Here is a 23,834-nt window from a genome sequence, read left to right on the forward strand (position 1 = left end):
TGGGGAAGGCCGCGGGGGTTGCGGGCCCGGCTGGTGACCGCGTTCGTGCTGCTGGCTGCGTTCAGCACGACGGCGACAGCCGTCCTCACCTACCGGCAGGCACGCAGCAGCATCCTGGACCGGTCGCAGTCGGCGCTCACCAGCGATTTCCGCAATCAGGTGGCCGCTCTCGCGCCCACTCTGTCCTGGCCCGCCAATGAGGCCGATCTGGCTCGTTTCATGGATCGGCTCGTCCCCCGTACCCGGCAGGCGAGCGTGCGGGTCGTCCAGAGCACGACGCACTTGGCGGGTGACGCGTCGGCGTCCGGGGTGCCGGTCCCGGATGAGCTGCGCGGCCGGGTGCGCGGTCAGAACAGCTATGGCTACCAGCGGGTGGTCGATGGCGGTGTTCCCTGGCTGGTGGTGGGTGCGCCCGTGAAGGTGAAGCAGCCTACGGGCGCGAAAGCCTCTGCGCCGGTCGAGGTGTATCTGACGGCATCGCTGCGTACCGAACAGGAGGACACGACAGCCGTCCTGGACGCGGCCCGTAACGGCGCGCTGCCGGTGGCGCTGGCGGCGATCCTGCTCGCGCTGCTGTCCGCGCGCCGGGTACTGCGTCCGGTGCGGGACCTGGGACGAGCGGCCCGGGATCTCGCCGAGGGGAGGCTGGATACCCGGGTGGCCGTGAAGGGGAAGGACGAGCTGGCCGATCTCGCAGGTACGTTCAACAAATCGGCGCGGGAACTGGAGTCCACCGTCGAGGAACTGCGGGGCATGGAAGCCAAGGCACGGCGGTTCGCCGCCGATGTCTCGCACGAGCTGCGTACCCCGCTGTCGGTCATGACCGCGGTGACGGACGTCCTGGAAGAGGAGGCGCCCAGTATGCGGGGCGATGCCGCGACGGCTGCCGGGCTGGTGGGGTCGGAGACGCGGCGGTTGGTGCGGCTGGTCTCGGATCTGATGGAGATCTCCCGCTTCGACGCGGGGGCCGCCGAGTTGCGGCGCAAGGAACTGGACGTGGCCCGGCAGATCACAGCCACGGTGCAGTCCAGGGGCTGGCAGGAGCGCGTACGCACCTGTTTCCCGGAGGGGGTACGGGCCGGGCTGGATCCTCGCCGCCTGGACGTGATCACGGCCAACCTGGTGGGTAACGCTCTGCGCCACGGCGGTGAGCCGGTGACGGTGACGTTGCGGTCCGAGGCGGAGGACGTGGTGATCGAGGTGGCCGACAGCGGGCCCGGTATTCCCGGGGACGCGCTGCCGCATCTCTTCGACCGCTTCTACAAGGCGGACACCGCGCGGTCGAGGTCCGAGGGGAGCGGGCTGGGGCTTGCCATCGCGCGGGAGAACGTCCTGCTGCACGGCGGCGAGCTGACGGCCGCGAACCGGCCGGAGGGCGGCGCGGTATTCACCGTACGGCTGCCTTCCCGGGGCCCGGAGCAGAACGACGAAGGGTCAAGGTCGTGAGGAAACTCTGGATTCCGCTGGTCAGCGGCCTGTTGGCGACCGGCTGCGGAATCGGTACGGCCGGACCCGACAGGCTCGACGGTACGCCCGCGGAGGTGACGGCGATCCCCCGGCTGTACTGGGTCACCCACGACGGTCGGCTGCGCGCCTCCGTGGGGGCCGAGTACGCCAAGCAGCCCTCGGAGCCCTCCGCCGAGCAGGCGGTGCGGTCGCTGCTCGCCGGGCCGACCGAGCTCGTACGTGCCACCAACCTGGATACGGCCCTGCCCGAGATGACGGCCGGGCAGCTCCCGGAAGTGACTGCTCAGGGGAAGGACAAGGGTCCGCTCACCCTCACACTGCCTCATGACGTGTCGCGGTTGTCGAAACTCGCGGTGGGCCAGCTGGTATGCACCGCCTGGAGCGCGGAGGCCGTACGGCGGGGGGACATCGCCCAGATCGAGGTGACGCTCAGCGGCGGTGGCCGGCGCAGCGGTCCGCACCGCTGCGCCGACTATCCCACCGCGCCGGGCCCGTCAGCCTGAGCCTAGCGCCTCGGTCGGTGAGAGCCTCGAGGCCCGGACGGCCGGATAGAGACCGGCGGCCATGCCGATGACGACCGTGGCACCGAGCCCCCCTCCGAGCGCCCAGGCGGGTACCACCGCCGGCCAGCCCTGGACGGCCGCGAAGCCGAAGGTGGCGAGGGCGCCGAGCAGGGCACCGACCGCCCCGCCCAGCCCGGACAGCAGCAGGGCCTCGGTGAGGAACTGGATGCGGATCTGGCCGCGGGTCGCCCCCATGGAGCGGCGGAGGCCGATTTCCTGACGGCGTTCGAGTACCGAGATGACCATGGTGTTGGCGACCCCGACCCCACCGACGAGCAGCGCCACCGCGCCCAGGCCCAGCATGAGGCCGGTCAGGGAGCCGGAGGCGGCCTCCTTCGCCGTGAGGGCGTCGGAGGGGCGGCTGACCTGGACGGTTTCGGGTGCCTGGGGGTTGACCGTGCGAGTGAGGACGGCGCGGACCGAGGCGACGGCCTCGTCGTTGGAGCGTTCGTAGAGCCGGGTCGGATGCCCGTCGAAACTCAGGCGCTTCTCTGCCGCCCCCCAGCCGACGAGGGCCGCCGTGTCGAGGTCCACGGCGAGTTCGAGGGGCCGCATCACCCCGATGACGGTGAAGCGGTCCTCACCGATCCAGACCAGTTCGCCGGGCGAGGCGCCCAGCCGCGTCGCAGCCGACGCGCCCAGGACGACTGTGGGGTAGGCGGCGGTGGCGGAGGTGAACCAGCGGCCGTGCGCCATGCCGCCGCTGACCGCGCCCAGGAGGTCCGGGTCGGTCGCCATCACGTTGATCCCGCCGTTGCGTTCGGGCGGAACCAGCTCGTTTCGGCGGATCGTGGTGTCTTTGAGCAGCGCGATCGCACTGACCTTGTGCACGGGTCCGATCCTGGACACCATCGCCACCGCTTCCTTGGGCAGCTTCGGTGCCCCGTCGCCACCGTTCAGGGGCGCGCCCGCCTCGACGGTGAGCATGTCGGTGCCGAGGCGGTCGAGTTCGGCCATCAGGTCGGCCTTGCTGGAAGTGGAGATGCCGACGACGGCCACCATGGTGGCGATGCCGATCGCGATGCCCAGCGCCGACAGGAAGACGCGCACCGGGCGGGTACGCAGCCCGACCGCGCCGACGCGCAGGACGTCACGCGGGCCGAGCCGGGCGGGGTGCAGCGAAACGTCACTCACGCCGCGATCACCGGTCCGCGGTCGTCGACGATCTCACCGTCGCGGACCCGCACTTGACGGGGCAGCGAGGCTGCGATCTCCTGGTCATGCGTGATGATCACGATGGTGGCCCCGTCGGCGTTCAGGTCACGCAGGACGCCCATCACGGACTCCCCGGACTTGGTGTCCAGTGCGCCGGTGGGCTCGTCGGCCAGGATCAGATCGGGCTCGCCGACCACCGCTCTGGCCACCGCCACCCGCTGCTTCTCGCCACCGGACAGTTCGTACGGCCGGTGCCGGGCACGGTGGCCGAGCCCGACGCGTTCCAGTGCGATCGCGGCCCGTTTCCGGCGCTCACGCTGTGGGAGTCCGGCGTAGAGCATGCCGTCGGCGACGTTGTCGAGGGCGCTGTGCCCCGGTGCCAGGTGGTACTGCTGGAAGATGAAACCCAGGTGCCGCGCACGGAGTGCGGACAGCTGCTGGTCGTCGAGTACCCCCACGTCCTGCCCGGCCACCCGGATCGTGCCGGAGGTGGCGCGGTCCAGGGTGCCGATCAAGTTGAGCAGGGTGGACTTTCCCGATCCCGAGGGGCCGACGATGGCCGCCAGCTCACCGCGTCGCACCTGGAGATCCACTCCGTGCAGGACGGTGAGGTCACCGTAGGACTTCACGACGTCGGACAGGCTGATGACCGGCTCGAGGGTCATTTCGAGGGCACCTCCACCAGGGTGCCCTCGGTCAGGGCGGAGCCTGTGAGCTCGACCTTGCCGTCGGCGTAGGTACCGGGTGTGACCTGCACCGTCTTCTTGGCCGAGCCGGTGACGACCTGCACGCCGTACCCGCCTTCGCTCAGTGCTACCAATGCTTCGACCGGCACGGTCAGCGCGTCCGTGGTCACCTGGTCGGCGAAAGCCACCGTGACCGGCAGTCGGTCCTGCACCGACGCCCCGACCGTACCGTCGAGGGTGATCTCGACCGTGGCCTTGGGCTTTCCCCCGGATGCCGCTCCGGACGGAGTGTCGGCGCCGCTCTCGGCCGCAGCCAGCGTGATCTTGGTGATCCGGCCCGGCTTCTCGCCGGCACCGGGAACGGAAACCTTCACTGCCGAGCCCTGCTTCAGCTTGGCGCGCATCGCGTCCTCGACCTGCGCGGTGACGACCCGCTTGGCCGAGCTCAGGGTGAGCACCGGAGCATTGGCCTCGATCCTGTCGCCGGACTGTGCCTTGGCGTCGGCCACGCGAACCTGACCGGGCAGGAAGACCAGGTGCTCCGGCTTCACCACCCCGGTCTGCTCGACGCCCAGTCGTTTCTGCCAGCGCTTGACAGCGGCTTCTGTGCCGGCGTCGAACTTGCCCGCTCCGGAGACGCCGTCGTAGCCCAGCGCCCGCAGGTTCTCGGTGAGCTGGACGACGTCGATGCCGTCCACGCCCTTCTTCAACTCCCGGTACATCGGCACCTCGCCGTAGAAGAGCACCACCGGCACCCGGTCCACCTCGTACAGCGGCTGATTACGGCGGATCGTGTCACCGGCCTTCGGCGGCCGCGCGGTGACGGTGCCTGCGGCACCGGCCTTGAGATCTCGCTGCGAGGCATAGGTGAGGGTTCCGGAGAACGACGTGCTGGTGACGAGATCGGACCTCGTCACCTTCGCGGTGGTCACCGGGGCGTTGTTCACAGCAGGCTTCCCGTCTCCACCAGTGCCGTACACGGCACAGGCGCCGCCCCCGGCGGCCAGCACCAGCATCGCCGATGCCACGCCCAGCACCGCCTTGCGCGGAGGTCTGGTCATTCCTGCGCCCCGTCATTGCCGTATGCCTTCTGGCGGCAGACCGGATCGGCGGCCTTGAACTTGGGGTCTTCCAGCGCCTTGCCCGCGTCGTCGAACAGTGCGCCGCCGTCCTTGGGGTCGTTGACCTTGACGCCCTTGTCGCGCAGGCAGTCGGCGTACTCCTGGATCTTCTTCTTGCTCTCGGCCTGTGCCTTCGGGTCGGCAGCGAGCTTGTCATTTGCCTCAGCCCACTTGACCCGATCGGGCTCGCACGCCTTGTTGGCCTTGTGGCCCAGCTCGGAGACGCCGTTCTCGCCATCGGAATCGTAATACCCGGAATCCGCACTCGGCTTTTCCAGCCCCTGCCCGGGCTTGATGTCGGGCAGGTTGATCCCGTTCTTGCGCATGCAGGAAAGGTACGCATCCTCCAGCTTCTTCTGTGTCGCCTGGTCGGTGCCCGTGCGGGGCCGGTCCTTTTCGCTGCCCTTGGCCGGTGAGGACTGTGCGGTGGCCACACCGTCGTCGGAGGCGCCACCACCCCCGCAGGCGGTGACAACGCAGATCATGGGAAGCACGGCAAGCACGCCCAGACGGGCCGCCCGGGGACGAGTGAGTTTCTGCATGCCCTGCAGCCTGGCCATCGCAGATCATGACGACCGCATCGGTACTTCATGGCCGTGTAACAGCCCCGCCGCTCCCACCGGCAGAGGAGAACGGGCCTCGGCGCTCAAACCGGCCTCGGTACGCGGTTGTTACACGGCCATGAAGTACCGATGAGGTTCTCGCGATGTGGCGGCGACAGCGTGTGGCCACCGATACTCCCCCGTGTCCGAAAGGCAGGTTCCCATGTCCGTTGCCGCTCTGCGCTCACTCCGGTCGGTCCTTGCGTTCCTGAGCGTCACAGCTGTCCTCGGCACCGCCGCGCCGGCCCAGGCGGGCCAGGCAGGTCCTACGGCGCCGGGCCCGGGACGGCCTGGTGCCGACCAGCGCCACCCCGTCGCACGGGACAGTTACGACCTGGGGCCGACCGCCTTCGAAGGCGACGTCAAGGCCGAGATCCAAGGGGTCGCGTATTACCCCGAAGGCGCGCCGGGCAGGAAGTTTCCCGTCATCGTCATGCTGCACGGCGGTCACGACACCTGTGCGACGGGAGAGGAGTCCTCGGTGGCCTGGCCCTGTCCGACGGGTGCACAGCCGCTCCCCAGCCACCGCGGCTACGACTATCTGGGCAGGGAACTGGCCGCGCGCGGCAATGTGGTGGTGTCGATCGGGATCAACGGTTTGACGGCCACCGGGGCGGCCGAGGTACTTGGCGGAAAGATGATCAATCAACATCTCGCGCTGTGGCGCAAGTGGCAGACCCCAAGTGGCGATCGCGCCTTCGCCCGTGCCGCTGACCTGAAGCGCATCGGGCTGTTCGGCCATTCCCAGGGCGGCGAGGCGGTTGCCCTGGCAATGGCGGGAAGCTCGGACATCGAGCAGATCAAGGCGCCCGTCAAGGCTCTCTTCCTGATGGCGCCGGGATCCATGGGGGAACCTGCCGCGGTCGAACAGCCCATGGCAGTGATGCTGCCCACCTGCGACGGCGATCTCAAAGACCTGAACGGGATGCGGCCCTTCGACAAGAGCCGCTACCGGTCCGGCCCCGGGCCGAAGTACGTGTTCACCGTGCCGGGCGGCAATCACAACTTCTTCAACACCACGTGGTCCCCCAGCAGCCGGCTCCCCGGGGCCAAGGACGACGCGTCCATCGCCGAGCCGGGATCCGGCTGCGAGCCCGGGGCGGCGATCCGGCTCAGCGAGAACCGCCAGCGCGAAATCGCCGGCCAATACGTCGGCGCCTTCTTCGAACGGCATCTCAAGGCCGACAGGAGCCAGGACGCGATACTCACCGGCGCGGCCCCGGTCCACGCCCCCGCAGGCGATGTCCAGGTCACGTACCAGGCGCCGGAAGCGCAACGGCGCGACATCAACAGGTTCTCCGGCCGACGGAGCCTGGCGGACAACCAGTTCGGCGGCGGAGTGGGGGTGACCGGCGGGCTGGACGCCGAAATGTGTGTGCAGCCCCGATTCGAGGACATCGACCAGGAGGAGCCGGACCCGTCGAAGTGGCCGAGCTGCCTGGCCGGAGGGCACGACGCGGCGTACGACGTCCATTACGGTCACACCATGCCGGTGCTGGGCGGAGGCCCCGCCATGCTGAAGGCCGCGTGGGACAAGCGCGGGGGAACGCTGTGCAATGACATACCGCCGAAGTTCCGCGACTTCAGCGCCTACCCGACGCTGCGGCTGCGCGCCGCCGTCGACCCCAGCGACCCGCGCAATCCCGCAGAAGGGAAGCAGGACTTCTCCCTGCGCCTGATCGACACCAAGGGCCGCAGCGCCTCGGTGTCCGTCGCGCGGTACGGCCATGCCGTTGACGCCCCCTGGACCAGCACGGACCCGGAGGGCCTGAAGCTCTTCATGCTCAATGACATCCGTGTCCCGCTGGATCAGTTCAAGGGTGTGGACACGAAGAACATCGCGCAGGTCCGGATCGACTTCAACCGCACCGACCGGGGTCATGTGGCCCTGGCGGACCTCCGGCTCGCACCCTGAGCGAATCGCGCCGGGCTCCGGCGGCGAACGGTGGCGGACGACCCGGTGCTCGCGGAGCGTGAAGGGAAGCTGTGGCCGCTGTTAAGAAATCCTCGATGGACCGGGCGGCCCGATGTAGGGAAGGCTTCCTACCTGGGATCGGGAAGCCTGAGGCTCCCGGGAAGTCACAGCACTTTGAGGCACGGGAGCCGCCGCGTGAAGGCACTGGTCAAGCACAAGTCCGAGCCCGGCCTGTGGCTCATGGACGTACCGGAGCCGGCCATCGGCCCGACAGACGTCCTGATCAAGGTGCTGCGCACCGGCATCTGCGGCACGGACCTCCACATCCGGGCCTGGGACGGCTGGGCCCAGCAGACCATCAACACTCCCCTGACTCTCGGCCACGAGTTCGTCGGCGAGGTCGCGCAGATCGGCCGCGACGTCACCGGCATCAAGGAAGGCGACCTGGTCAGCGGCGAGGGCCACCTGGTGTGCGGGACGTGCCGCAACTGTCTGGCCGGCCGCCGCCACCTGTGCCGCGCCACGGTCGGTCTCGGCGTCGGGCGGGACGGCGCGTTCGCCGAGTACGTGGCGCTGCCCGCCACCAATGTGTGGGTGCACCGGATCCCCGTCGACCTCGACGTCGCCGCCGTGTTCGATCCGTTCGGCAACGCCGTACACACCGCCCTGTCCTTCCCGCTGGTCGGCGAGGACGTACTGATCACCGGCGCCGGTCCCATCGGGATCATGGCCGCGACCGTCGCGCGGCACGCGGGCGCCCGCAAGGTGATGATCACCGACGTCAGCGAGGCGCGCCTGGAGCTGGCCCGGAAGGTCGGCGTCAGCCTCGCCCTCAATGTCGCCGAGACCCCGATCGCCGAAGGCCAGCGCCTCCTGGGGCTGCGCGAGGGCTTCGACATCGGCCTGGAGATGTCCGGCCGGCCGGAGGCGATGCGCGACATGATCGCCAACATGACGCACGGCGGCCGCATCGCGATGCTCGGCCTGCCCACCCAGGAGTTCCCCGTCGACTGGTCCCGGATCGTCACCTCGATGATCACGATCAAGGGCATCTACGGCCGGGAGATGTTCGAGACCTGGTACGCGATGTCCGTGCTGCTTGAAGGCGGTCTCGACCTCGCTCCGGTGATCACCGGCCGGTACGCGCACCAGGACTTCGAGGCCGCCTTCGAGGACGCCGCGAGCGGCCTCGGCGGCAAGGTCATCCTCGACTGGACCTCCTGAGCCTCACCCCCGTCCGCTCCTCCCACGTTTTCTGGAGACAATCCTTCATGTTCGACTCCGTTCGCGATGAGCTGCGCAGCACCCTCGACGAGATCCGTGCCGCGGGGCTGCACAAGCCCGAGCGCGTGATCGGCACCCCGCAGTCCGCCTCCGTCGCGGTCACCGCGGGCGGCCGCCCCGGCGAGGTCCTCAACTTCTGCGCCAACAACTACCTGGGGCTCGCCGACCACCCCGAGATCGTCGCCGCCGCCCACGAGGCGCTCGACCGCTGGGGCTACGGACTCGCCTCGGTCCGCTTCATCTGCGGCACCCAGGAGGTCCACAAGGAGCTGGAGCAGCGCATCTCCGACTTCCTCGGCCAGGAGGACACGATCCTCTACTCCTCCTGCTTCGACGCCAACGGAGGCGTCTTCGAGACGCTGCTCGGGGCGGAGGACGCGGTCATCTCCGATGCCCTCAACCACGCCTCCATCATCGACGGCATCCGGCTCTCCAAGGCCCGCCGATTCCGCTACGCCAACCGCGACATGGCGGACCTGGAGCAGCAGCTGAAGGATGCGGACGGGGCTCGCCGCAAGCTCATCGTCACCGACGGCGTCTTCTCCATGGACGGCTATGTCGCCCCGCTGCGGGAGATCTGCGACCTGGCCGAGCGCTACGGCGCCATGGTGATGGTCGACGACTCGCACGCCGTCGGCTTCGTCGGCCCCGGCGGCCGGGGCACCCCCGAGCTGCACGGCGTGATGGACCGCGTCGACATCATCACCGGCACCCTCGGCAAGGCGCTCGGCGGCGCCTCCGGCGGCTATGTCGCCGCCCGCGCCGAGATCGTCGCCCTGCTGCGCCAGCGCTCGCGCCCCTACCTCTTCTCCAACTCGCTCGCCCCGGTGATCGCGGCATCCTCGCTGAAGGTGCTCGACCTCCTGGAGTCGGCGGGAGACCTGCGCGAACGTCTCAACGCCAACACCGCGCTGTTCCGCACCCGGATGACCGAGGAGGGCTTCGACGTGCTCCCCGGCGACCACGCCATCGCGCCGGTGATGATCGGTGACGCGGCGGAGGCGGCGCGCCTGGCGGAGCTGCTGCTGGAGCGCGGCGTGTACGTCATCGGCTTCTCCTACCCGGTGGTCCCGCAGGGCCAGGCCCGGATCCGCGTACAGCTGTCGGCGGCGCACTCGACCGAGGACGTCAACCGCGCGGTCGACGCGTTCGTCGACGCGAGGGCCGCCATGCGAAACTGAGGCCATGATCGAAGCACGGCGGCTGCACATCCTGCGTGCGGTGGCTGACCACCGCACCGTCACGGCCGCGGCCGCCGCGCTTCATCTCACGCCTTCGGCGGTCTCCCAGCAGTTGGCCGCCCTCGAGCAGGAGACCGGCCACCGCCTGGTGGAGCGCAGCGCCCGCGGCACGCAGCTGACCGCCGCGGGCGAGATCCTGCTCACCCACGCCAACGCCGTGCTGGCACATCTGGAACGGGCCGAGTCGGAGCTGGCCGCGTACGGCGCGGGCGAGGCGGGCACGGTGACCGTCGCGGCCTTCGCGACCGGCATCACGCAGGTCGTCTCGCCCGCGATCACGGAGCTCGCCGCCTCCTCGCCCGGCATCCGGGTCCGCGTCCGGGACGCCGAGGGTGATGCCAGCCTGATGATGGTCCTCGACCGGCAGGTGGACGTGGCGGTGGCCGTCGAGTACCGGGGCGCCCCGGGCAAGGACGACCCGCGGTTGACCCGGGTTCCCCTCTACGCCGAGCCGTTCGACGCCGTGCTCCCGGTCGGCCACCGGCTCACCGGCTCACCGCGTGTGGCGGTGGCCGACCTCGTCAAGGACCCGTGGATCGGCCCGTACCCGGGCAACCCCTGTCACGACGTGGTGATGCTGGCCTGCGAGTACGCCGGCTTCGAACCCTCTCTGGAGCATTCTTCCGACGACTTCCGCGCCGTCGTCGCCCTCGCCTCCGCCGCGGCGGGGGTAGCGCTCGTCCCCCGCTCGGCGCTGCGCGGGATGGACCTCACGGGCGTGGTGGTCCGCCCGGTCGACGGTACGGCCCCGACCCGCCGTGTCTTCGCGGCGGTACGCCGCGGCGCCGAGGCCCACCCGCTGCTCCGGCCTGTGCTGGCCGCTCTCGCGAAGGCGGCCGTCCCGCAGAAGTGAGGTCCGGTCCGATGCGCCCGAGGGCGGCTCCTGCTGACCGGACCGGAGAAAGGAGCGGGTCAGCCGCCGGAGGTCCGGAGTGCGCCGTCGGCGACCCGCCACTTCTTGAGGATCTTGGTGTACTCACCGCTGTCGATGACGGACTTGAGGGCGGACTGCACGGCTTCCCGCAGCCTGTCGGCACCCTTGGGCAGGGCGATGCCGTACGGTTTCGGGTCCATCTGGCCGCCTGCCACCTCGAAGGCACCATTGCCGGGAGCCTGGTTGGCGGTGTAAGAGGCGCTCGGGTAGTCCATCATCGCGGCATCGGCCCTGCCTCGTTCCAGGGATTCGAGTACTTCCTTGTGGGTCTCGTACCTGTCCATGACGATGTCCGGCTTGCCCACGGCCTTGCATGTCCGGCCCTGTTTCAAGGCGGCCTCCTCGACGGTGGTCCCCCGCTGGACGGCGACTTTCCGGCCGCACACGTCAGAGGGTGAGGCGATGCTCTGGCCACGTCCCTTGCGGACGACGACCGAGGTGCCGGCGGTGAAGTAGCGCACGAAGTCGATACCGGGCCCGGTATCGGCTCCCGTGCCGTCCACTCCCTGACGGCGCTGCCTCGTGTCGTGGATGCCGGACATGGCGAGGTCGAAGCGCTGGGACTGGAGCCCGCCGATCAACTCGGAGAAGTCGGCGTGCTCGAACTCGAAGGTGACTCCCAGCAGTTTCCCCAGCGCTGCTGTGAGGTCCACTTCCACCCCCACGGTCCTGCCTCCTTCCGGATAGACCAACGGGGGAACGCTGTCGATCCCCACGCGGATCACACCTGTCCGCTGATACTTGTCGGGGAGCAGTCCCGCCAACGGGGCGTCCTGCCGGTTAGAAGAGCCGGCGGACTGCTCTGTGGCGTCGGTCGGCCGGCCGGAAGCCTGGCAGCCGGTGAGAAGCACGGAGGCGAAGGCGAGCGCGACGACGTGAAGACGCCGTACCGGCTCGCCGGAGTATGAGATATGCACGTCCAACTACCAGGTGTTGTTCCGTCTGTCCGGTCGAGCGGGCCCACGGCCTCCGCTCCTTGCCACGGGCGCTCAGTCGAGGAGCATCTGGCGCAGCCCCGCGCGCACTTGGGGGGTGAGGGCCGGTCCCACCCGGTCCACCAGGCGGGCGGCCTCGTACGCCACCAGCCCGATGTCGCAGGAGGATCCGCACAGCACGCCCAGCGCGGAGCCGTCGGAGACGGTCATGATGCAGAGGAACCCTCCCTCGGCGTCCATGTCCACCAGCGTCTGGTTCATCCGGCCCCGGCCGTGGATGGACACCGCGCCACGGGCGAGGACCACGATTCCGGAGACGACGGCGGCGAGACGATCGAGGTTCTCCCCGGCCAGATAGCCGGAGTCGGCGAGGGTCAGGCCGTCCGCCGACACAAGAATCGTGCTGGTCACGCCCGGGGTGCGGGTGGTGAATTCGTCGATCAGCCAGTTCACGTCGGTGGGGGTACCGCTCACGGTGTTCGTGATCCCGTCTTCGTCAGTCATCGGCTCGGTCTTCCTTGCCGTCGTGGTCTTGTCGGGCGCGGTTCGCTCCCGTGTAGAAGCCGCTCAGACGGCGGCGGAGCTCGGCGGCGTCCCTTGCGTGCGCCTCTTCCGGCTGGGGCGGAACCGGCGTGTTCCGCCCCAGCAGTGTTGCCAAGGGGGTGCGCCGCGGGAGTCCTCCCGGCGCCGGCGGCGCTTCGAGGGGAAGAGGGCCGGGTGCTTCCGGCTCGTCCTGCGGTTCCTCGGAAGGCCGGGTACGTGGTTCCGGTTCCGCCGCCGGAGCCTGCTGCGACCAGGCGGGGACGGGCTTGGCGGCGGGTTCGGGGGCAGGCACGAGGCCGGGCGCGGGGACGGGCTCGAGGTCCGGCATCGGCCGGGAGACCGCGACGCAGGAGGACGGCAGCACCACGGAGGCGGTGGTGCCCCTGCCCATGGAGCTCAGGCGGGCCTTGATGCCGTGGACGGAGGCGAGCCGGCTGACCACGTACAGACCCATCTGACGCGTCGCCGAGGCGTCCACGGCCGCGGTCCGCGTGAGGCTCTTGTTGAGCCGCTCCACCGTCGCCTCCGCGATCCCCACGCCGCTGTCCTCCACCTCGATCAGGACATCGCCGCTCAGAGTCGAACGGCTGGTCACCGCCACCTGAGTGGACGGGGCCGAGTACTGCGTGGCGTTGTCCATCAACTCGGCCAGCAGATGGGTCAGATCGTGTACGACCTGTGCTTTCACCCAGACATCGGCGCTCGTCACGATCTCGATCCTGGTGAACTGCTCCACTTCCGAAGCGGCCGCCCGGATGATGTCGACCAGCGGCGCGGGTTCCTGATGCACTCGCCCAGGGCGTTCCCCGGCAAGAACGAGCAAGTTCTCGCCGTGCCGGCGCATCCGGGTCGCCAGATGGTCGACGCGGAACAGTTTCCCGAGCACGACCGGGTCCGTCTCCTCACTCTCCATCCCGGTGATGACTTCGAGCTGGCGATAGACCAACCCCTGGTTGCGGCGTGCCATCGAAGCGAGCATGGCGTTCACACTCGCCCTGAGTTCGGCCTGTTCGGCGGTCTGCTTGACCGCCTCCCCGAAGACCTGCTCGAAGGCCCGGGACACATCGCCGATCTCGTCACGCGTCCCCAGGTCCAAGGGCACCGGGCGCAGCTCCTCCTTGGCGGCACGGCCGTCGGCCACCGCCGTGACGAGGGCCGGCAGCTCCTGCCGTGCCGCCCGCAGCGAGGTACGGCGCAGCCTGCTCAACTGCCGGACCGTGGCCTGGACGATCCAGACCGCGAGCAGGAAGGTGAGCAGCAGGGCGAAGGCCACGAGTCCGCCGTTCCACCATGCCGTCCGCTGCGCCGCGTACCGCTCGTGTGCCGCGGTGTCCGCGACGCGGAGTGCTATCTGCTTCTCGATCTCGTGCAGGTTGTCGATGATCCGTGTGGCGGAGGTGTTCCAGTCCTTGACGATGTTCACGTCGATTTCCAGCGGCTTGATGGTGCCTGCTCTGCCGACCATCGCGGATATGTAGGAGGCGTCGAGGGCCTCCTTGAACTTCTGCAGGTCCTTCCGCTGGGCCGCCGTCTGGAACTCGCGGAAGGTCACCTTCTGGAGCCAGCCGTGCGACGCCGCTTCCTTCTGCTCGGTCTTCTTGACCTGCCTGCGCGAGAAGCCCGCGTTCAGCAGGGCCCGCTGGCTCGAAATGGATGCCTTCCCGATGGAGAGTGAGCTCAGGGCCCAGATGTCGGCGGCGTTGCTTCCTCCGTTGCGGGCGACCTCCATGGGCAGGCTGAGCAACGGAGTGATCATGTTGGCGTACGCCAGGTCGGTGGCCACCGAATCGAAGTTCTTCGTGTACGCCTTGACCCGTACCTCGGCGAGGCCCTGCAGACCCTTCTGTGTGTCGGCGACCCGCTGCACCATCCCCTGGTTCATCAGTTCCGCCGAGCCCAGGCCCTGGTACTTGGTGAGCAGCCTGTCGGTTTCCTCTCGATACGGTGTCATATCGACCTTGGCCTGCCCCGCGAGGGCCGCGAAGTCCCGCTCGTTCTCCAGGGCGTGTGCCAACTGCACCGCCGCGATGACGATTTTCGTGGATTCCTCGCCGGTCCTCATCTGCTCGGCCCGTTCGAGCGCACCTCGGATCTCCGACACGGCCAGGGCCAGGGCCAGGGCGATGGGCAGGAGAAGCGCGATGGCCATGCGGGTCGAGATCTTCCAGTCCTGGGGCAGCAGCACCATTCTGAAAAGACGGCTTCTCCCGACTGCTGCCGGACGGTTCTTCTTGTTCTTCATGATCAGTGGTGGCCCCGGGTCCGCGATCCTCGTGCCCCGACGACACCGCGGGACTCCGTGATGCTACGAACGGGATGCCCCCGCCAGGCCTCACTAGAGGTCTACAAACGTTGCCGAAAGATGACCATGCACGTCCCTCCACTCCGTGTCCCTCTTCGCCCGGCGCCCGCGCCCCTTCTTGCAGCCGACCGCAAGGTGAGGCCCGCCCGACTTGCGACGAGTCGCAAGATTCCTACGCGATCGTCGGAGATCAGGTGACACCCTCAGGACGGGAATGTCGGGACGCCTCGACGTGGCTCTCCGCGTTCTTGCAGGTCAAAGCCGTTTCTTGAGCGACACCCTCTTCTCAAAGAACGCTCGTCGGCCCACGACCCGCCATCCGGAGAACGGCCCCTCAAAAACAGAAGGCGTGCCTGGCGTCGTGGACGGTGCCGCGCGCCGGCCCTGGGGGCCGGAACGCTGGGTACCTCCGCACGTTCATTGACACGGTGCCCGCCGGTGGGGCGCACCGTTCTGTGGTCCAGGTGAATCCGGATGCCAAGTCCCTTCCCTGAGCTCGGGCCCTGGAACGCGAGGTTCCCCCGTTGCACGACCGCCGACGTCCATGAACCCCGACGTCTTCTTGCGGGTATCCACAAGAAGACTTCCGCTCGTCGGCAAGACGGCCCCGACAATGCCGACACCACCGACATCTTCTTGCGGTGTCCGGCAAGCCGGATTCACAGAATCCGCAAGGCCCGACCGCACAGCCCGCTAAAACAGCGCAGGGTACGAGTGGCGGGTGGTGACCCCTTCTCCAGGATCACCATTGGTTGGGCCGGGGTATCCGAAGGGTGATACACGAGACGGGCCGGCCTCCCTAGCTTGGACATCAGAGCTCTTCTCGCCGAACCACAGGAGTGCAGCGCCCATGGCAACCATGCGAACAGCCGAAGCCCATTGGGAAGGAAACCTCATCAAGGGCAAGGGCAGTGTCACCCTCGAGTCCTCCGGAACCACGTACGACGTGAACTGGCCTGCCCGCACCGAGCGGCCCGACGCCGCCACCAGCCCTGAGGAGCTGATCGCCGCGGCCCACGCCTCCTGCTACTCCATGGCATTCACGCACGGCATGGCCGAGCAGGGTTACACCGTCGACACGGTCGACACCAAGGCGTATGTGACCTTCCAGCCCGGCGAGGGCATCACCGGCATCACTCTGGCGGTCAAGGCCCGCGTCCCGGGCCTGCCGGAGGAGGTTTTCCACGCCGCGGCCGAGGAGGCCAAGCAGAACTGCCCTGTCAGTCAGGCGTTGACAGGCATCAAGGTCATCACTCTCGAGGCCAAGCTGCTCACCCACTGATTTCCCGGAGGGCCGAGGCCGGGCGGTGCCGTTCCCGCGGACCGCCCGGCCTCTCGTGTCCGCTCCCCCGATGAACTGCCGTCCGCCGGGCGGAAATTCGGTGGACCCGATTCACCCGGCACCGGTCAACAGCCCGGCGAAGGTCTCCCCAGTGCTCTCCGCAGAGAACGTAGAAGGAACCTCTTCGCCACGCGGTAGACGATCTCGATAAAAGGGCGGCCATGCCCCTCCGTGCCCACTGGGACAACCTCCCGCACTGTATTCCGTAAGCCGGTCGGCCAGATGTCGGATTCGACCGCCTCCAGCATGCTCATGCGGATTACCTCCCACAACAGCTGAAAGTACATGATCTTTAAGTGCTGTCCCCGTACGGGCAGCCGGAAGTCGACCGGGCCGGCTCACGGGTGTCGGAGGCCCCAGACATCAACTTGCTGATACATGCAAGTCAACTTTCGCCGGTCAGCAAGACCGGCACAGCATGCCAACATCATCGACATCGAGTTGCGCTCGCCCGCAAGTCGAATTCGGGGAGTCCGCAAGGTCCGACCGCCACAGTCCACCGAAGCAGCAATGGAGATGCGGTGTCATCACGCGAGGCACGTGACATGCCGGCGGCATGGGGAGCGCAGCGCCGCGGCCCGCGCACCGAGCCCGAGTTCGAGAGCTTGGTGGGAACACTTGCCGACGAACTCGCCGTGGTGTCGTCCCGGGTTCCCCGCCCACGCCCCGTCGAAGAGATAAACATTCGTTACAAGTCGGTTCGCCGACCACACGACATGGCCGGGTCGGACGGGTACTCACTCACGTCCAACTGGTTCCTGGCAAAGATCATGGCGCGCTGCATCATCGCCCACAAGATCAGCCCGTCGCAGATCGCGGTCTTCCTGTATTTGGCGGGCTGTCAGCAGGACAGCTACGTCGACCAGACGCAGCAGCAGATGGCCGACAACATCGGTGCGCCGAGGACGACCGTGAACGCGGCCCTGAAGCGGCTGTGCGAGCTCAACTACGTCAGAAAAGTCCGGAACGGGCGATGGCAGGTCAACCCCCGTCTGTGCTTCAGGGGGAACGGGGACAAGCAGAACGACGTGGTCACCTCGACAAGGTCCGAACTGCTGGAGAATACTTTCCCCGATGGAATAGGTCCGGCGGGGTTCGTCGACGCGATATAGCAGGAGAACGCTCTATGGATGTCATGTCCCCCAAACTGCTGGGGATGCTCGACCGGCTCCACCTCACCCCCAATTCCTTGGCAGTGCTCGGCATGATGACACACCTTCAGGAATTCGGCGGAGCGGTACATCTGAACCAGGCGGAGCTCGCCGAGAAGCTCGGTCTGCATGAATCGGCGGTCAGCCGGGGAATGCAGCTGCTGACATCACGGAATCTCGTGCTGCCCCGTGGCAGGGGCCGGGGGCACCGGCTCCACCCGCTCATCGCCAAGTACGAGTCGGAAGAGGCCATGCGCGGCGCGTTCCTGCGGGCGCAGAGCGACATCACCGCAGGGGCCCTTCCCGATATCAAGGCTCCCCTCTACGCGAAGAAGCCGCCGCGCTCCCGGGCAGGCGGTCCGCATCTGGTGTCCGTCGCCAGTTGACCTCGTTCACCCCCGGTCCGTCGATCCCGGCTGAACGGCGGCGGATTCGCCGCTCAACACTGCCAGGGTCACGTATGCCGTTCCATGCCGACCCGTCAACCGGCCCGCGCCGCCCAGGGCGACAACCTGCTCCCTGACTCCCTGGCCGGCGTACGCGACACCGTGCGGCGCAATCGGCCCGGCCCACCCGTACTCTCCGCCCTGTCCCTTTCGCACCGTAGCGCTTCGCCCGCCCGCCCCTGCACGTGGGGTGGGCGGGCGAAGCGCTGTGCCGAACCTGGCTCTTGAACCTGAGGGGTCGGCCGCCGGGCCTCAGGGAGTCTGGGTACCGGTTTCCGCCGGGGATTCACTCAGCGATGCCTCGTCCTCGCGCGCGGCGGCCTTGGCTCGCAGATGGGCACGGTAGGAGGTCAGTTCCCTCTTGACGATGGGCGCCATGAGGTAGAGGCCGATGACGTTGAAGAGCGCCAGGACGAACACGAGGGCGTCGGCCAGGTCGAGGACCGAGCCCAGGGTCAGCATCGCGCCGACGATGGCGCAGAGGGAGACGACGAGCTTGTAGGTCAGCAGGCTCTTCTTGCCGCGGCCGAAGATGTCGGCCCAGCCCTGCTCACCGTAGTACGTCCAGGTGATGACGGTGGAGAAGGCGAAGAGGACGACCGCGACGGTCAGTACGTAGGGGAACCAGGGCAGAACGGTGGCGAACGCGTCCGAGGTGAGGGCCACCCCGCCCGGCGCGTCCTCGCCGTTGGCGATCGCCTCGCGGGCGGTGAGCCAGCTCTGGGGCCGGGCGATGATGATGGTCAGCGCGGTGATGGTGCAGACGATGACGGTGTCGATGAAGGGGCCGAGCATGGCCACGAATCCTTCGGTGACGGGGTGCTTGGTCTTCACCGCCGCGTGGGCCATCGGGGCGGAACCCAGGCCCGCCTCGTTGGAGAACGCGGCCCGCTGGAACCCGATGATCATGACACCGATGAACCCGCCCGCGACGCCGGAGGGGTTGAAGGCACCTTCGACGATGGAGGTCACGGCGGTGGGCACCGAGGAGATGTTGACGCCGATGACGATGAGACAGGCGCCGATGTAGACGGCTGCCATGGCCGGTACCAGTCGGGCGGTGACGGCGCCGATGACCTTCATGCCGCCGAGCAGCACGATGGCGATCAGCGTCGCGGTGACGATGCCGAAGGCGAGGCCCGCGCCGGAGCCACCCATCCAGCCGCTCTCGCCGCCGGTGACGGCACGCAGCTGCGCGAGGGTCTGGTTGATCTGGAACATGTTGCCGCCGAGGACGGCGAAGATCACGATGATGGCGGCGAAGAGCGGGGCCAGGAAGCGGCCCAGTCGGGGCAATCCGCGGTCCGCGAGTCCGCGGCGCAGGTACTGCATGGGCCCGCCACGGACGGTGCCGTCCTCGTCGACCTCGCGGTACTTCACGGCCAGGGTGCACTCGACGAACTTGATGGCCATGCCGAGCAGGCCGCACAGGATCATCCAGAAGGTGGCTCCGGGACCGCCGATGGTGACGGCGACCGCGACACCGGCGATGTTGCCGAGTCCGACGGTGCCGGAGACCGCCGCGGTGAGAGCCCGGAAGGGAGTCACCTCGCCGGGGTCACCCGCGTCGCCGTCACGGCGACTGCTGGCGCGTACCAGCTTGAGGGCGTGGACGAATCCGCGGACTTGGACGGCGCCGAAGTACAGCGAGAAGACCGTGCCGGCGACGACGAGCCACGCGACGATCCAGGGGAACGTGACGCCGAACACGGTGAGTTCGGCGAAGATCACCCCCGAGACGGTCTCGGTGAGGGGGTTGAAGAAGTCGTTGATCGTTTTCTCGATGCCGCCCGCGCCTTCGGAGGCGAGGATCTGATGGGCGGATGTGAGCTGGTGCTGCATAGGGCGGGTCCGGCTCTCGCTCGGGCGGCTGGCCCTCACGGCGCCGCCGGGACGTCCGGGCGCGGTGCCGGCCACGGGCCGGTGCCACCGCTCCCTCTTTCCCAAGGAATCGTCAAGGAATCCCCAAGAGAGGTCCAGGGACTAAAGTCCCGCCCACGGTGCGCCCCGAAGGGCCGCCCGGGGGCGTTTCCGCACCTCAGCGGTTGATTCTTCGGCCAGGGTGAGCCTTCTTGGCGGAACCCATAAGCCCGGGCCCTTCTCCGCCTTCCGATGCAAGAGAGAAATACCCCCGAAGACGCTCACGTGACCCCAGTCACATACGCTTCGCGATCTCGCCAAATTCCCATGCTGGACAGCATCTTGAGCATGTGTGCACTGGACCGACCACGCCCGCGCATACACAGTGAACGGTCGGACCGACGGCACCATCGACGGCGGTCCCGGCGCGCTCCGCATGCATCACGAGCTCGGGCGTCTGAAGGATTTCATCGATCCTGGCATGGCATGTGCCGGAATCGAGCAGTTTATGGGCCATAAAATAATGGATCCTGCTGGAACGGGGCACACGGCCGCCGCTCATGGAGGATTCAGAAGGCGCGCTTCACCTCCGCGCTTCACCCACCTGAGACCCGAGCGGCAGCAGATCATGAGACCTCTCGCGTCACGCGAGCATCCCCGTCGCCTCTTCACCGTCAACGCTCTCGGCGACATCCGGCATCCCCGGCTTGTCGACGGTGCCACCTACATCGCGGCCTGTGTGGCCTCGCTCCTCGCCTTGGACCAGTCCCACCGAAGCGGCCTGGTGCCCACCTACTGGTGGTCGGTCCTGGTCATGTTCGTGGCCTGCGCCGCACTTCTGCTGCGGCGGACGGTTCCCATGCTGACCATGGCGGCCGCCCTCCTGAGCACACTGGCCTCCGACGAGGCCACGCCACTGATCTTCGCCGCGTACGCCGTGGGCAGTTACGGCAAAAGCGGCCGCTGGGCCGGGATCGCCCTCAGCGGCTTCCTGTACGTGGGCACGCGGGAGTGGGTGGAACCTTCGCCGGACGTGTCCACCATGGCGTACGACACGATCGTGAAGGTCTGTTTCCCCGCCGCGCTGGGCGCGCTGACACGTAGACGACGCGAGGTCAACTGGCTGCTCCAGCAACGCCTGGTGGCGGTCGAGCACGCCGTCGACCAAGCCGCGCGCCAAGCCGTCCTCGACGAACGGACACGACTCGCCTTCGACATCCACGACGGCCTGGGACACCGGGCCACCGTCCTGACCTTCCAGGCGGAAGCTCTGCGGCGCACACCGGAGATGCCGCAGAAGGCCACCACGCTGGCCTCGGCCGTCGAAGAAGGGACCAGGGGCATGCTCCGGGACCTGCGCGACACTCTCGACATCCTGCGCGGCCAGTCCGACCCCATGGGCCGTACGGGGCCGGCCTACGCCCAGTTCGCCGCCGCTCTCGTGGCCAACCTGACCGCCGCCGACATCGACGTCTCCTTCCAGCAGTCCGGCCTGGCTCGTCCCCTCGCGCCGGACACGGACAACGTCCTCCGCAGCTGCGGTCGCGAAGCACTCACCAACGCCGTGAAACACGGCCACGGCGCGCCCATCTCCCTCCAACTCCGCTTCACCGAACAGGAAGTGTGCCTGGAGGTCGTCAACGGACCGGGCACCGCATCATCGGCCGGCCTCCCCGGGGGGCTGGGGCTCGGCCTCGGACTGGTCAGCATGCGGGAGCAGACATCCCGGGCCGGAGGGCACCTGGAGGCGCACACCACCCAGGACGGCGGCTTCAGGGTGCACATCACGCTGCCCGCACCGCAGGACTCTCCCCGTCACAACGACGGAGCCGTCCCCCCGCAGAGAGCAAGGACAGCGGGTCTGGTCCCCCGTCAGCCCGGAGAGCACCCCAACGAGAGAACCCGCCCGACCATGTGACGCTCAACGAGTGCCCTCAACTCCCCTTCCGGTCCGGAGCATCAACCTTTGCCCCCGGTCCGGCTCCTGAAGTCGGTGGATGCTCAACGGGTGGCACGGCATTCCCATAAGCCGAAACCTCCGGTCAAGCATGGAGCGCGGCATCGGCGCACCCCACTCGTTCACCGGGCGGAGGAAGCCGCCCTCGCCTTCATTGTCCAGTGGTCGGCGCCACTGCTACGGGGCTGTACCGGGGTCGTGTTCATCTGGTTCGGCGCTCTCAAACTGGCGCCAGGACTCAGCCCCGCGGAGACACTCGTGGTCAGGACCACGGAGGCACTGACCTTCGGTCTGCTGAGTGGAACGGCGGCACACATCTCCGTCGGCGCCTTCGAAGTCACCTTGGGAGTCTGCCTGATGACATGGCAGTTCCCCCGGCTCACGGTGCTCGCCTTCCTCGGCCATATGGCCGGCACCGTCTCCCCGCTCGCACTCTTCCCCGAGCTGACCTGGAAAGCTCCGCTGACCGGAACCATGGAAGGGCAGTACATACTCAAAAACCTCGTGCTGATCGCCGCGGTGCTCGTGGCGCTGCCCCTCTCCCCCGGCCCACGGGACTCCGTCCGACTGCCCGGCCAGCCCTCGTGACGCCACGATAGACGTCCCCAAGAGCTCGTAACACGATCATGGTTTGGGGTTGTTGAGGCGTCTCCAGCAGATGAGGCCGCAGGCGAGTAAGACGAGGCCGTCGTGGAGTTCGAGGCGTCGTTCCCAGCGGATGGCCAGGCAGCTGGTCAGACTGCCTGGTCGCTCCAGGTGCCGAGGACAAACTGGATGGCACTGGAGACCTGGTCCTGCTGAGTGCGGTCGCCTCATAGGTGCGCGTCGTGCTCGGCGAGCGCGACCGTCTCTCTTCCCTCCCGCGACGGTGGCGGTGAAGTCGAACCGGCGGGTGACCCGGCCACTGCCGGAGCAGCAGTCGAAGTGGCCGAGGTGGTTGCCGTCAGCCACGACTCCTCGCGAATCTCGCGGTCACCGCCGTCGCGTCCGCCGGCGCCCTCGCCGGGCCGGCTCCGAAAAACACACCGACCGCCGCGATGTGATCCAGTGCGCTCTCGACGAGCGCCTCGGCGCCCGCATCCCTCCCGGGCAACTTCCCCAGCCTGCGCTCACCGCACGTCACAGGCCAGAGGATTCAGACAGTGTCCTATGTGGTGAGTCTGGTAGAAGTCCTCAACATGGGTCAGAAGAACGTGGGCTGACGCGTGACGTAGGGGTCTTCGAGGGAGTCGATCTCCTCAGCGGTGAGCTTGATGTCGAGCGCGGCGACGGCGTCGGCGAGGTGGTGCGGCTTGGTCGCGCCCACGATCGGGGCGGAGACCACCGGGTTTTTCAACACCCAGGCCATCGCGACCTGTGCCATCGACACGCCGCGGGCCAGGGCGATGCGCTGGACGGCCTCGACGATGGCGCGGTCGCTGTCGAGGAAGATTGGCCGGTCCTGCTGGTCGACTGTCCGGTTGAGCTCCGCGCGCTGCGTGGAGCGCTCGTCCCAGGGTCGCGTGACCGTTCCCCCGCCCAGAGGGCTCCACGGGATGCTTCCCACACCCTGGTCAGCGAGCAGGCCGAACATCTCGCGTTCCTCCTCGCGGTGGATCAGACTGTACTGGTCCTGCATGGAGACGAACCGGGTCCACCCGTGGGTCTGCGCGGCATGCTGCATCGTGGCGAACTGCCAGGCCCACATCGACGAGGCACCGATATAGCGGGCCTTGCCTGCCTTGATCACGTCGTGCAGCGCCTCCATCGTCTCCTCGATCGGTGTCTGCGGGTCGAAGCGGTGGATCTGGTAGAGGTCGACGAAGTCGGTGTCCAGGCGCCGCAGCGAGGCGTCGATCTGCTCCATGACGGCTTTGCGGGACAGGCCCGCCCCGCCGGGGCCCTGGTGCATCGGCGCCCACAGCTTGGTGGCCAGAACGATGTCCTCACGCTGGGCGTACTTGCGCAGTGCGCGCCCGACGATCTCCTCCGAGGTGCCCAGGCTGTAGATGTTCGCGGTGTCCCAGAACGTGATGCCGAGCTCGATGGCCTGGCGGAAGATCGGCTCGGCCGCGTTGTCGTCGAGCGCCCAGGTCGTCCTCTTGGCGGGGTCGCCGAAGCTCATACAGCCCAAGGCAATCCGGCTGATCTTGAGTCCTGACGTTCCCAGTCGCGTGTACTCCATGGCCTATTCCTCCTCGACAATGTGGACTTGCCGTACGTGCTCCAGATGGCGGCTGCGCTCACTCCCACCGTGGCACGAACTATCGCGTACGGCCTCCCACCAGGGGGTTCCTGCTGTTACAGGTACTGCCAGGACCCCTCACGCATGCAGAAACGGACCTATCGTG

At 68.2% G+C, this 23,834-nt stretch carries 20 protein-coding genes; 11 read left to right on the forward strand and 9 right to left on the reverse strand.

The window, feature by feature from the left end:
* Positions 1 to 33: 33 nt before the first annotated feature.
* Both DXZ73_RS01055 and DXZ73_RS01060 read left to right on the forward strand, forming a co-directional pair.
* Entirely contained in the window at positions 34 to 1,446 is a 1,413-nt protein-coding gene (locus DXZ73_RS01055; RefSeq protein WP_240351050.1) for a sensor histidine kinase, read from the forward strand.
* Positions 1,443 to 1,970: a GerMN domain-containing protein gene (locus DXZ73_RS01060; protein ID WP_162889932.1), complete on the forward strand. Its 528-nt coding sequence runs from the start codon at positions 1,443 to 1,445 to the stop codon at positions 1,968 to 1,970. The genes DXZ73_RS01055 and DXZ73_RS01060 overlap by 4 nt, the downstream gene beginning before the upstream one ends.
* Here the strand turns inward: DXZ73_RS01060 and DXZ73_RS01065 are convergent.
* From DXZ73_RS01065 to DXZ73_RS01080, 4 genes are read right to left on the reverse strand one after another with little or no spacing between them, the layout of a single operon-like run.
* Entirely contained in the window at positions 1,962 to 3,164 is a 1,203-nt protein-coding gene (locus tag DXZ73_RS01065; RefSeq protein ID WP_116209180.1) for an ABC transporter permease, read from the reverse strand. The two genes, DXZ73_RS01060 and DXZ73_RS01065, sit on opposite strands and share 9 nt — an antisense overlap.
* Positions 3,161 to 3,850 carry an ABC transporter ATP-binding protein gene (locus DXZ73_RS01070; protein ID WP_116209181.1) on the reverse strand — a complete coding sequence of 230 codons (690 nt, stop codon included), beginning with the start codon at positions 3,848 to 3,850 and terminating at the stop codon, positions 3,161 to 3,163. The genes DXZ73_RS01065 and DXZ73_RS01070 overlap by 4 nt, the downstream gene beginning before the upstream one ends.
* On the reverse strand, positions 3,847 to 4,932 hold the full coding sequence (locus DXZ73_RS01075; RefSeq protein WP_116209182.1) for a peptidoglycan-binding protein: 1,086 nt from the start codon (positions 4,930 to 4,932) through the stop codon (positions 3,847 to 3,849). Before DXZ73_RS01075 ends, DXZ73_RS01070 begins: the two co-directional genes overlap by 4 nt.
* Positions 4,929 to 5,552 (reverse strand): hypothetical protein, encoded by a 624-nt coding sequence (locus tag DXZ73_RS01080; protein ID WP_116209183.1) that lies wholly within the window; start codon positions 5,550 to 5,552, stop codon positions 4,929 to 4,931. The genes DXZ73_RS01075 and DXZ73_RS01080 overlap by 4 nt, the downstream gene beginning before the upstream one ends.
* Before the next feature lie 205 nt (positions 5,553 to 5,757).
* Here DXZ73_RS01080 and DXZ73_RS01085 point away from each other — a divergent pair, with 205 nt between their 5' ends.
* The 4 genes from DXZ73_RS01085 (at position 5,758) to DXZ73_RS01100 (ending at position 10,887) form a co-directional block, all read left to right on the forward strand.
* A complete protein-coding gene (locus DXZ73_RS01085; protein WP_116209184.1) occupies positions 5,758 to 7,509 on the forward strand; it encodes an alpha/beta hydrolase family protein in 1,752 nt (583 codons plus the stop codon).
* A gap of 195 nt (positions 7,510 to 7,704) precedes the next feature.
* Complete coding sequence (gene tdh / locus DXZ73_RS01090) at positions 7,705 to 8,733, forward strand: L-threonine 3-dehydrogenase (RefSeq protein WP_116209185.1); 1,029 nt, start codon at positions 7,705 to 7,707, stop codon at positions 8,731 to 8,733.
* Between the two features lie 47 nt (positions 8,734 to 8,780).
* Positions 8,781 to 9,974, forward strand: coding sequence for a glycine C-acetyltransferase (locus DXZ73_RS01095; protein WP_116209186.1), 1,194 nt, complete (start codon positions 8,781 to 8,783; stop codon positions 9,972 to 9,974).
* 4 nt (positions 9,975 to 9,978) lie between these two features.
* Positions 9,979 to 10,887: a LysR family transcriptional regulator gene (locus DXZ73_RS01100; protein WP_116209187.1), complete on the forward strand. Its 909-nt coding sequence runs from the start codon at positions 9,979 to 9,981 to the stop codon at positions 10,885 to 10,887.
* Between the two features lie 59 nt (positions 10,888 to 10,946).
* Here the strand turns inward: DXZ73_RS01100 and DXZ73_RS01105 are convergent, their stop codons facing one another.
* The 3 genes from DXZ73_RS01105 to DXZ73_RS01115 form a co-directional block, all read right to left on the reverse strand.
* Positions 10,947 to 11,885 carry an ABC transporter substrate-binding protein gene (locus DXZ73_RS01105; RefSeq protein WP_338059103.1) on the reverse strand — a complete coding sequence of 313 codons (939 nt, stop codon included), beginning with the start codon at positions 11,883 to 11,885 and terminating at the stop codon, positions 10,947 to 10,949.
* 72 nt (positions 11,886 to 11,957) lie between these two features.
* Positions 11,958 to 12,407 carry a roadblock/LC7 domain-containing protein gene (locus DXZ73_RS01110; protein ID WP_116209189.1) on the reverse strand — a complete coding sequence of 150 codons (450 nt, stop codon included), beginning with the start codon at positions 12,405 to 12,407 and terminating at the stop codon, positions 11,958 to 11,960.
* A complete protein-coding gene (locus DXZ73_RS01115) occupies positions 12,400 to 14,634 on the reverse strand; it encodes a nitrate- and nitrite sensing domain-containing protein (protein ID WP_162889934.1) in 2,235 nt (744 codons plus the stop codon). Before DXZ73_RS01115 ends, DXZ73_RS01110 begins: the two co-directional genes overlap by 8 nt.
* Positions 14,635 to 15,598: 964 nt before the next feature.
* Here DXZ73_RS01115 and DXZ73_RS01120 point away from each other — a divergent pair.
* The 3 genes from DXZ73_RS01120 to DXZ73_RS01130 all read left to right on the forward strand — a co-directional run bounded on the left by DXZ73_RS01120 (position 15,599) and on the right by DXZ73_RS01130 (position 17,627).
* The gene (locus DXZ73_RS01120; RefSeq protein ID WP_116209191.1) at positions 15,599 to 16,030 is read left to right on the forward strand and encodes an OsmC family peroxiredoxin; all 432 of its coding nucleotides are present in this window, start codon (positions 15,599 to 15,601) and stop codon (positions 16,028 to 16,030) included.
* 581 nt (positions 16,031 to 16,611) lie between these two features.
* Positions 16,612 to 17,202 (forward strand): MarR family transcriptional regulator, encoded by a 591-nt coding sequence (locus DXZ73_RS01125; RefSeq protein ID WP_162889935.1) that lies wholly within the window; start codon positions 16,612 to 16,614, stop codon positions 17,200 to 17,202.
* A 14-nt stretch (positions 17,203 to 17,216) separates the two neighbouring features.
* The gene (locus tag DXZ73_RS01130; protein WP_116209193.1) at positions 17,217 to 17,627 is read left to right on the forward strand and encodes a hypothetical protein; all 411 of its coding nucleotides are present in this window, start codon (positions 17,217 to 17,219) and stop codon (positions 17,625 to 17,627) included.
* Positions 17,628 to 17,939: 312 nt separating this feature from the next.
* Here DXZ73_RS01130 and DXZ73_RS01135 read toward each other — a convergent pair whose 3' ends face one another.
* Positions 17,940 to 19,529 (reverse strand): alanine/glycine:cation symporter family protein, encoded by a 1,590-nt coding sequence (locus DXZ73_RS01135; RefSeq protein ID WP_116209194.1) that lies wholly within the window; start codon positions 19,527 to 19,529, stop codon positions 17,940 to 17,942.
* A 646-nt stretch (positions 19,530 to 20,175) separates the two neighbouring features.
* Between DXZ73_RS01135 and DXZ73_RS01140 the strand changes: the two genes are divergently transcribed.
* Entirely contained in the window at positions 20,176 to 21,465 is a 1,290-nt protein-coding gene (locus tag DXZ73_RS01140) for a sensor histidine kinase (RefSeq protein WP_162889936.1), read from the forward strand.
* A 297-nt stretch (positions 21,466 to 21,762) separates the two neighbouring features.
* Positions 21,763 to 22,092 carry a hypothetical protein gene (locus tag DXZ73_RS01145; RefSeq protein WP_162889937.1) on the forward strand — a complete coding sequence of 110 codons (330 nt, stop codon included), beginning with the start codon at positions 21,763 to 21,765 and terminating at the stop codon, positions 22,090 to 22,092.
* A 595-nt stretch (positions 22,093 to 22,687) separates the two neighbouring features.
* Here the strand turns inward: DXZ73_RS01145 and DXZ73_RS01155 are convergent.
* Positions 22,688 to 23,668 carry an aldo/keto reductase gene (locus tag DXZ73_RS01155; protein ID WP_116209198.1) on the reverse strand — a complete coding sequence of 327 codons (981 nt, stop codon included), beginning with the start codon at positions 23,666 to 23,668 and terminating at the stop codon, positions 22,688 to 22,690.
* Between the last annotated feature and the right edge of the window lie 166 nt (positions 23,669 to 23,834).

It is taken from the genome of Streptoverticillium olivoreticuli subsp. olivoreticuli (genome assembly GCF_003391135.1).
Taxonomy (GTDB): Bacteria; Actinomycetota; Actinomycetes; order Streptomycetales; family Streptomycetaceae; genus Streptomyces; species Streptomyces blastmyceticus.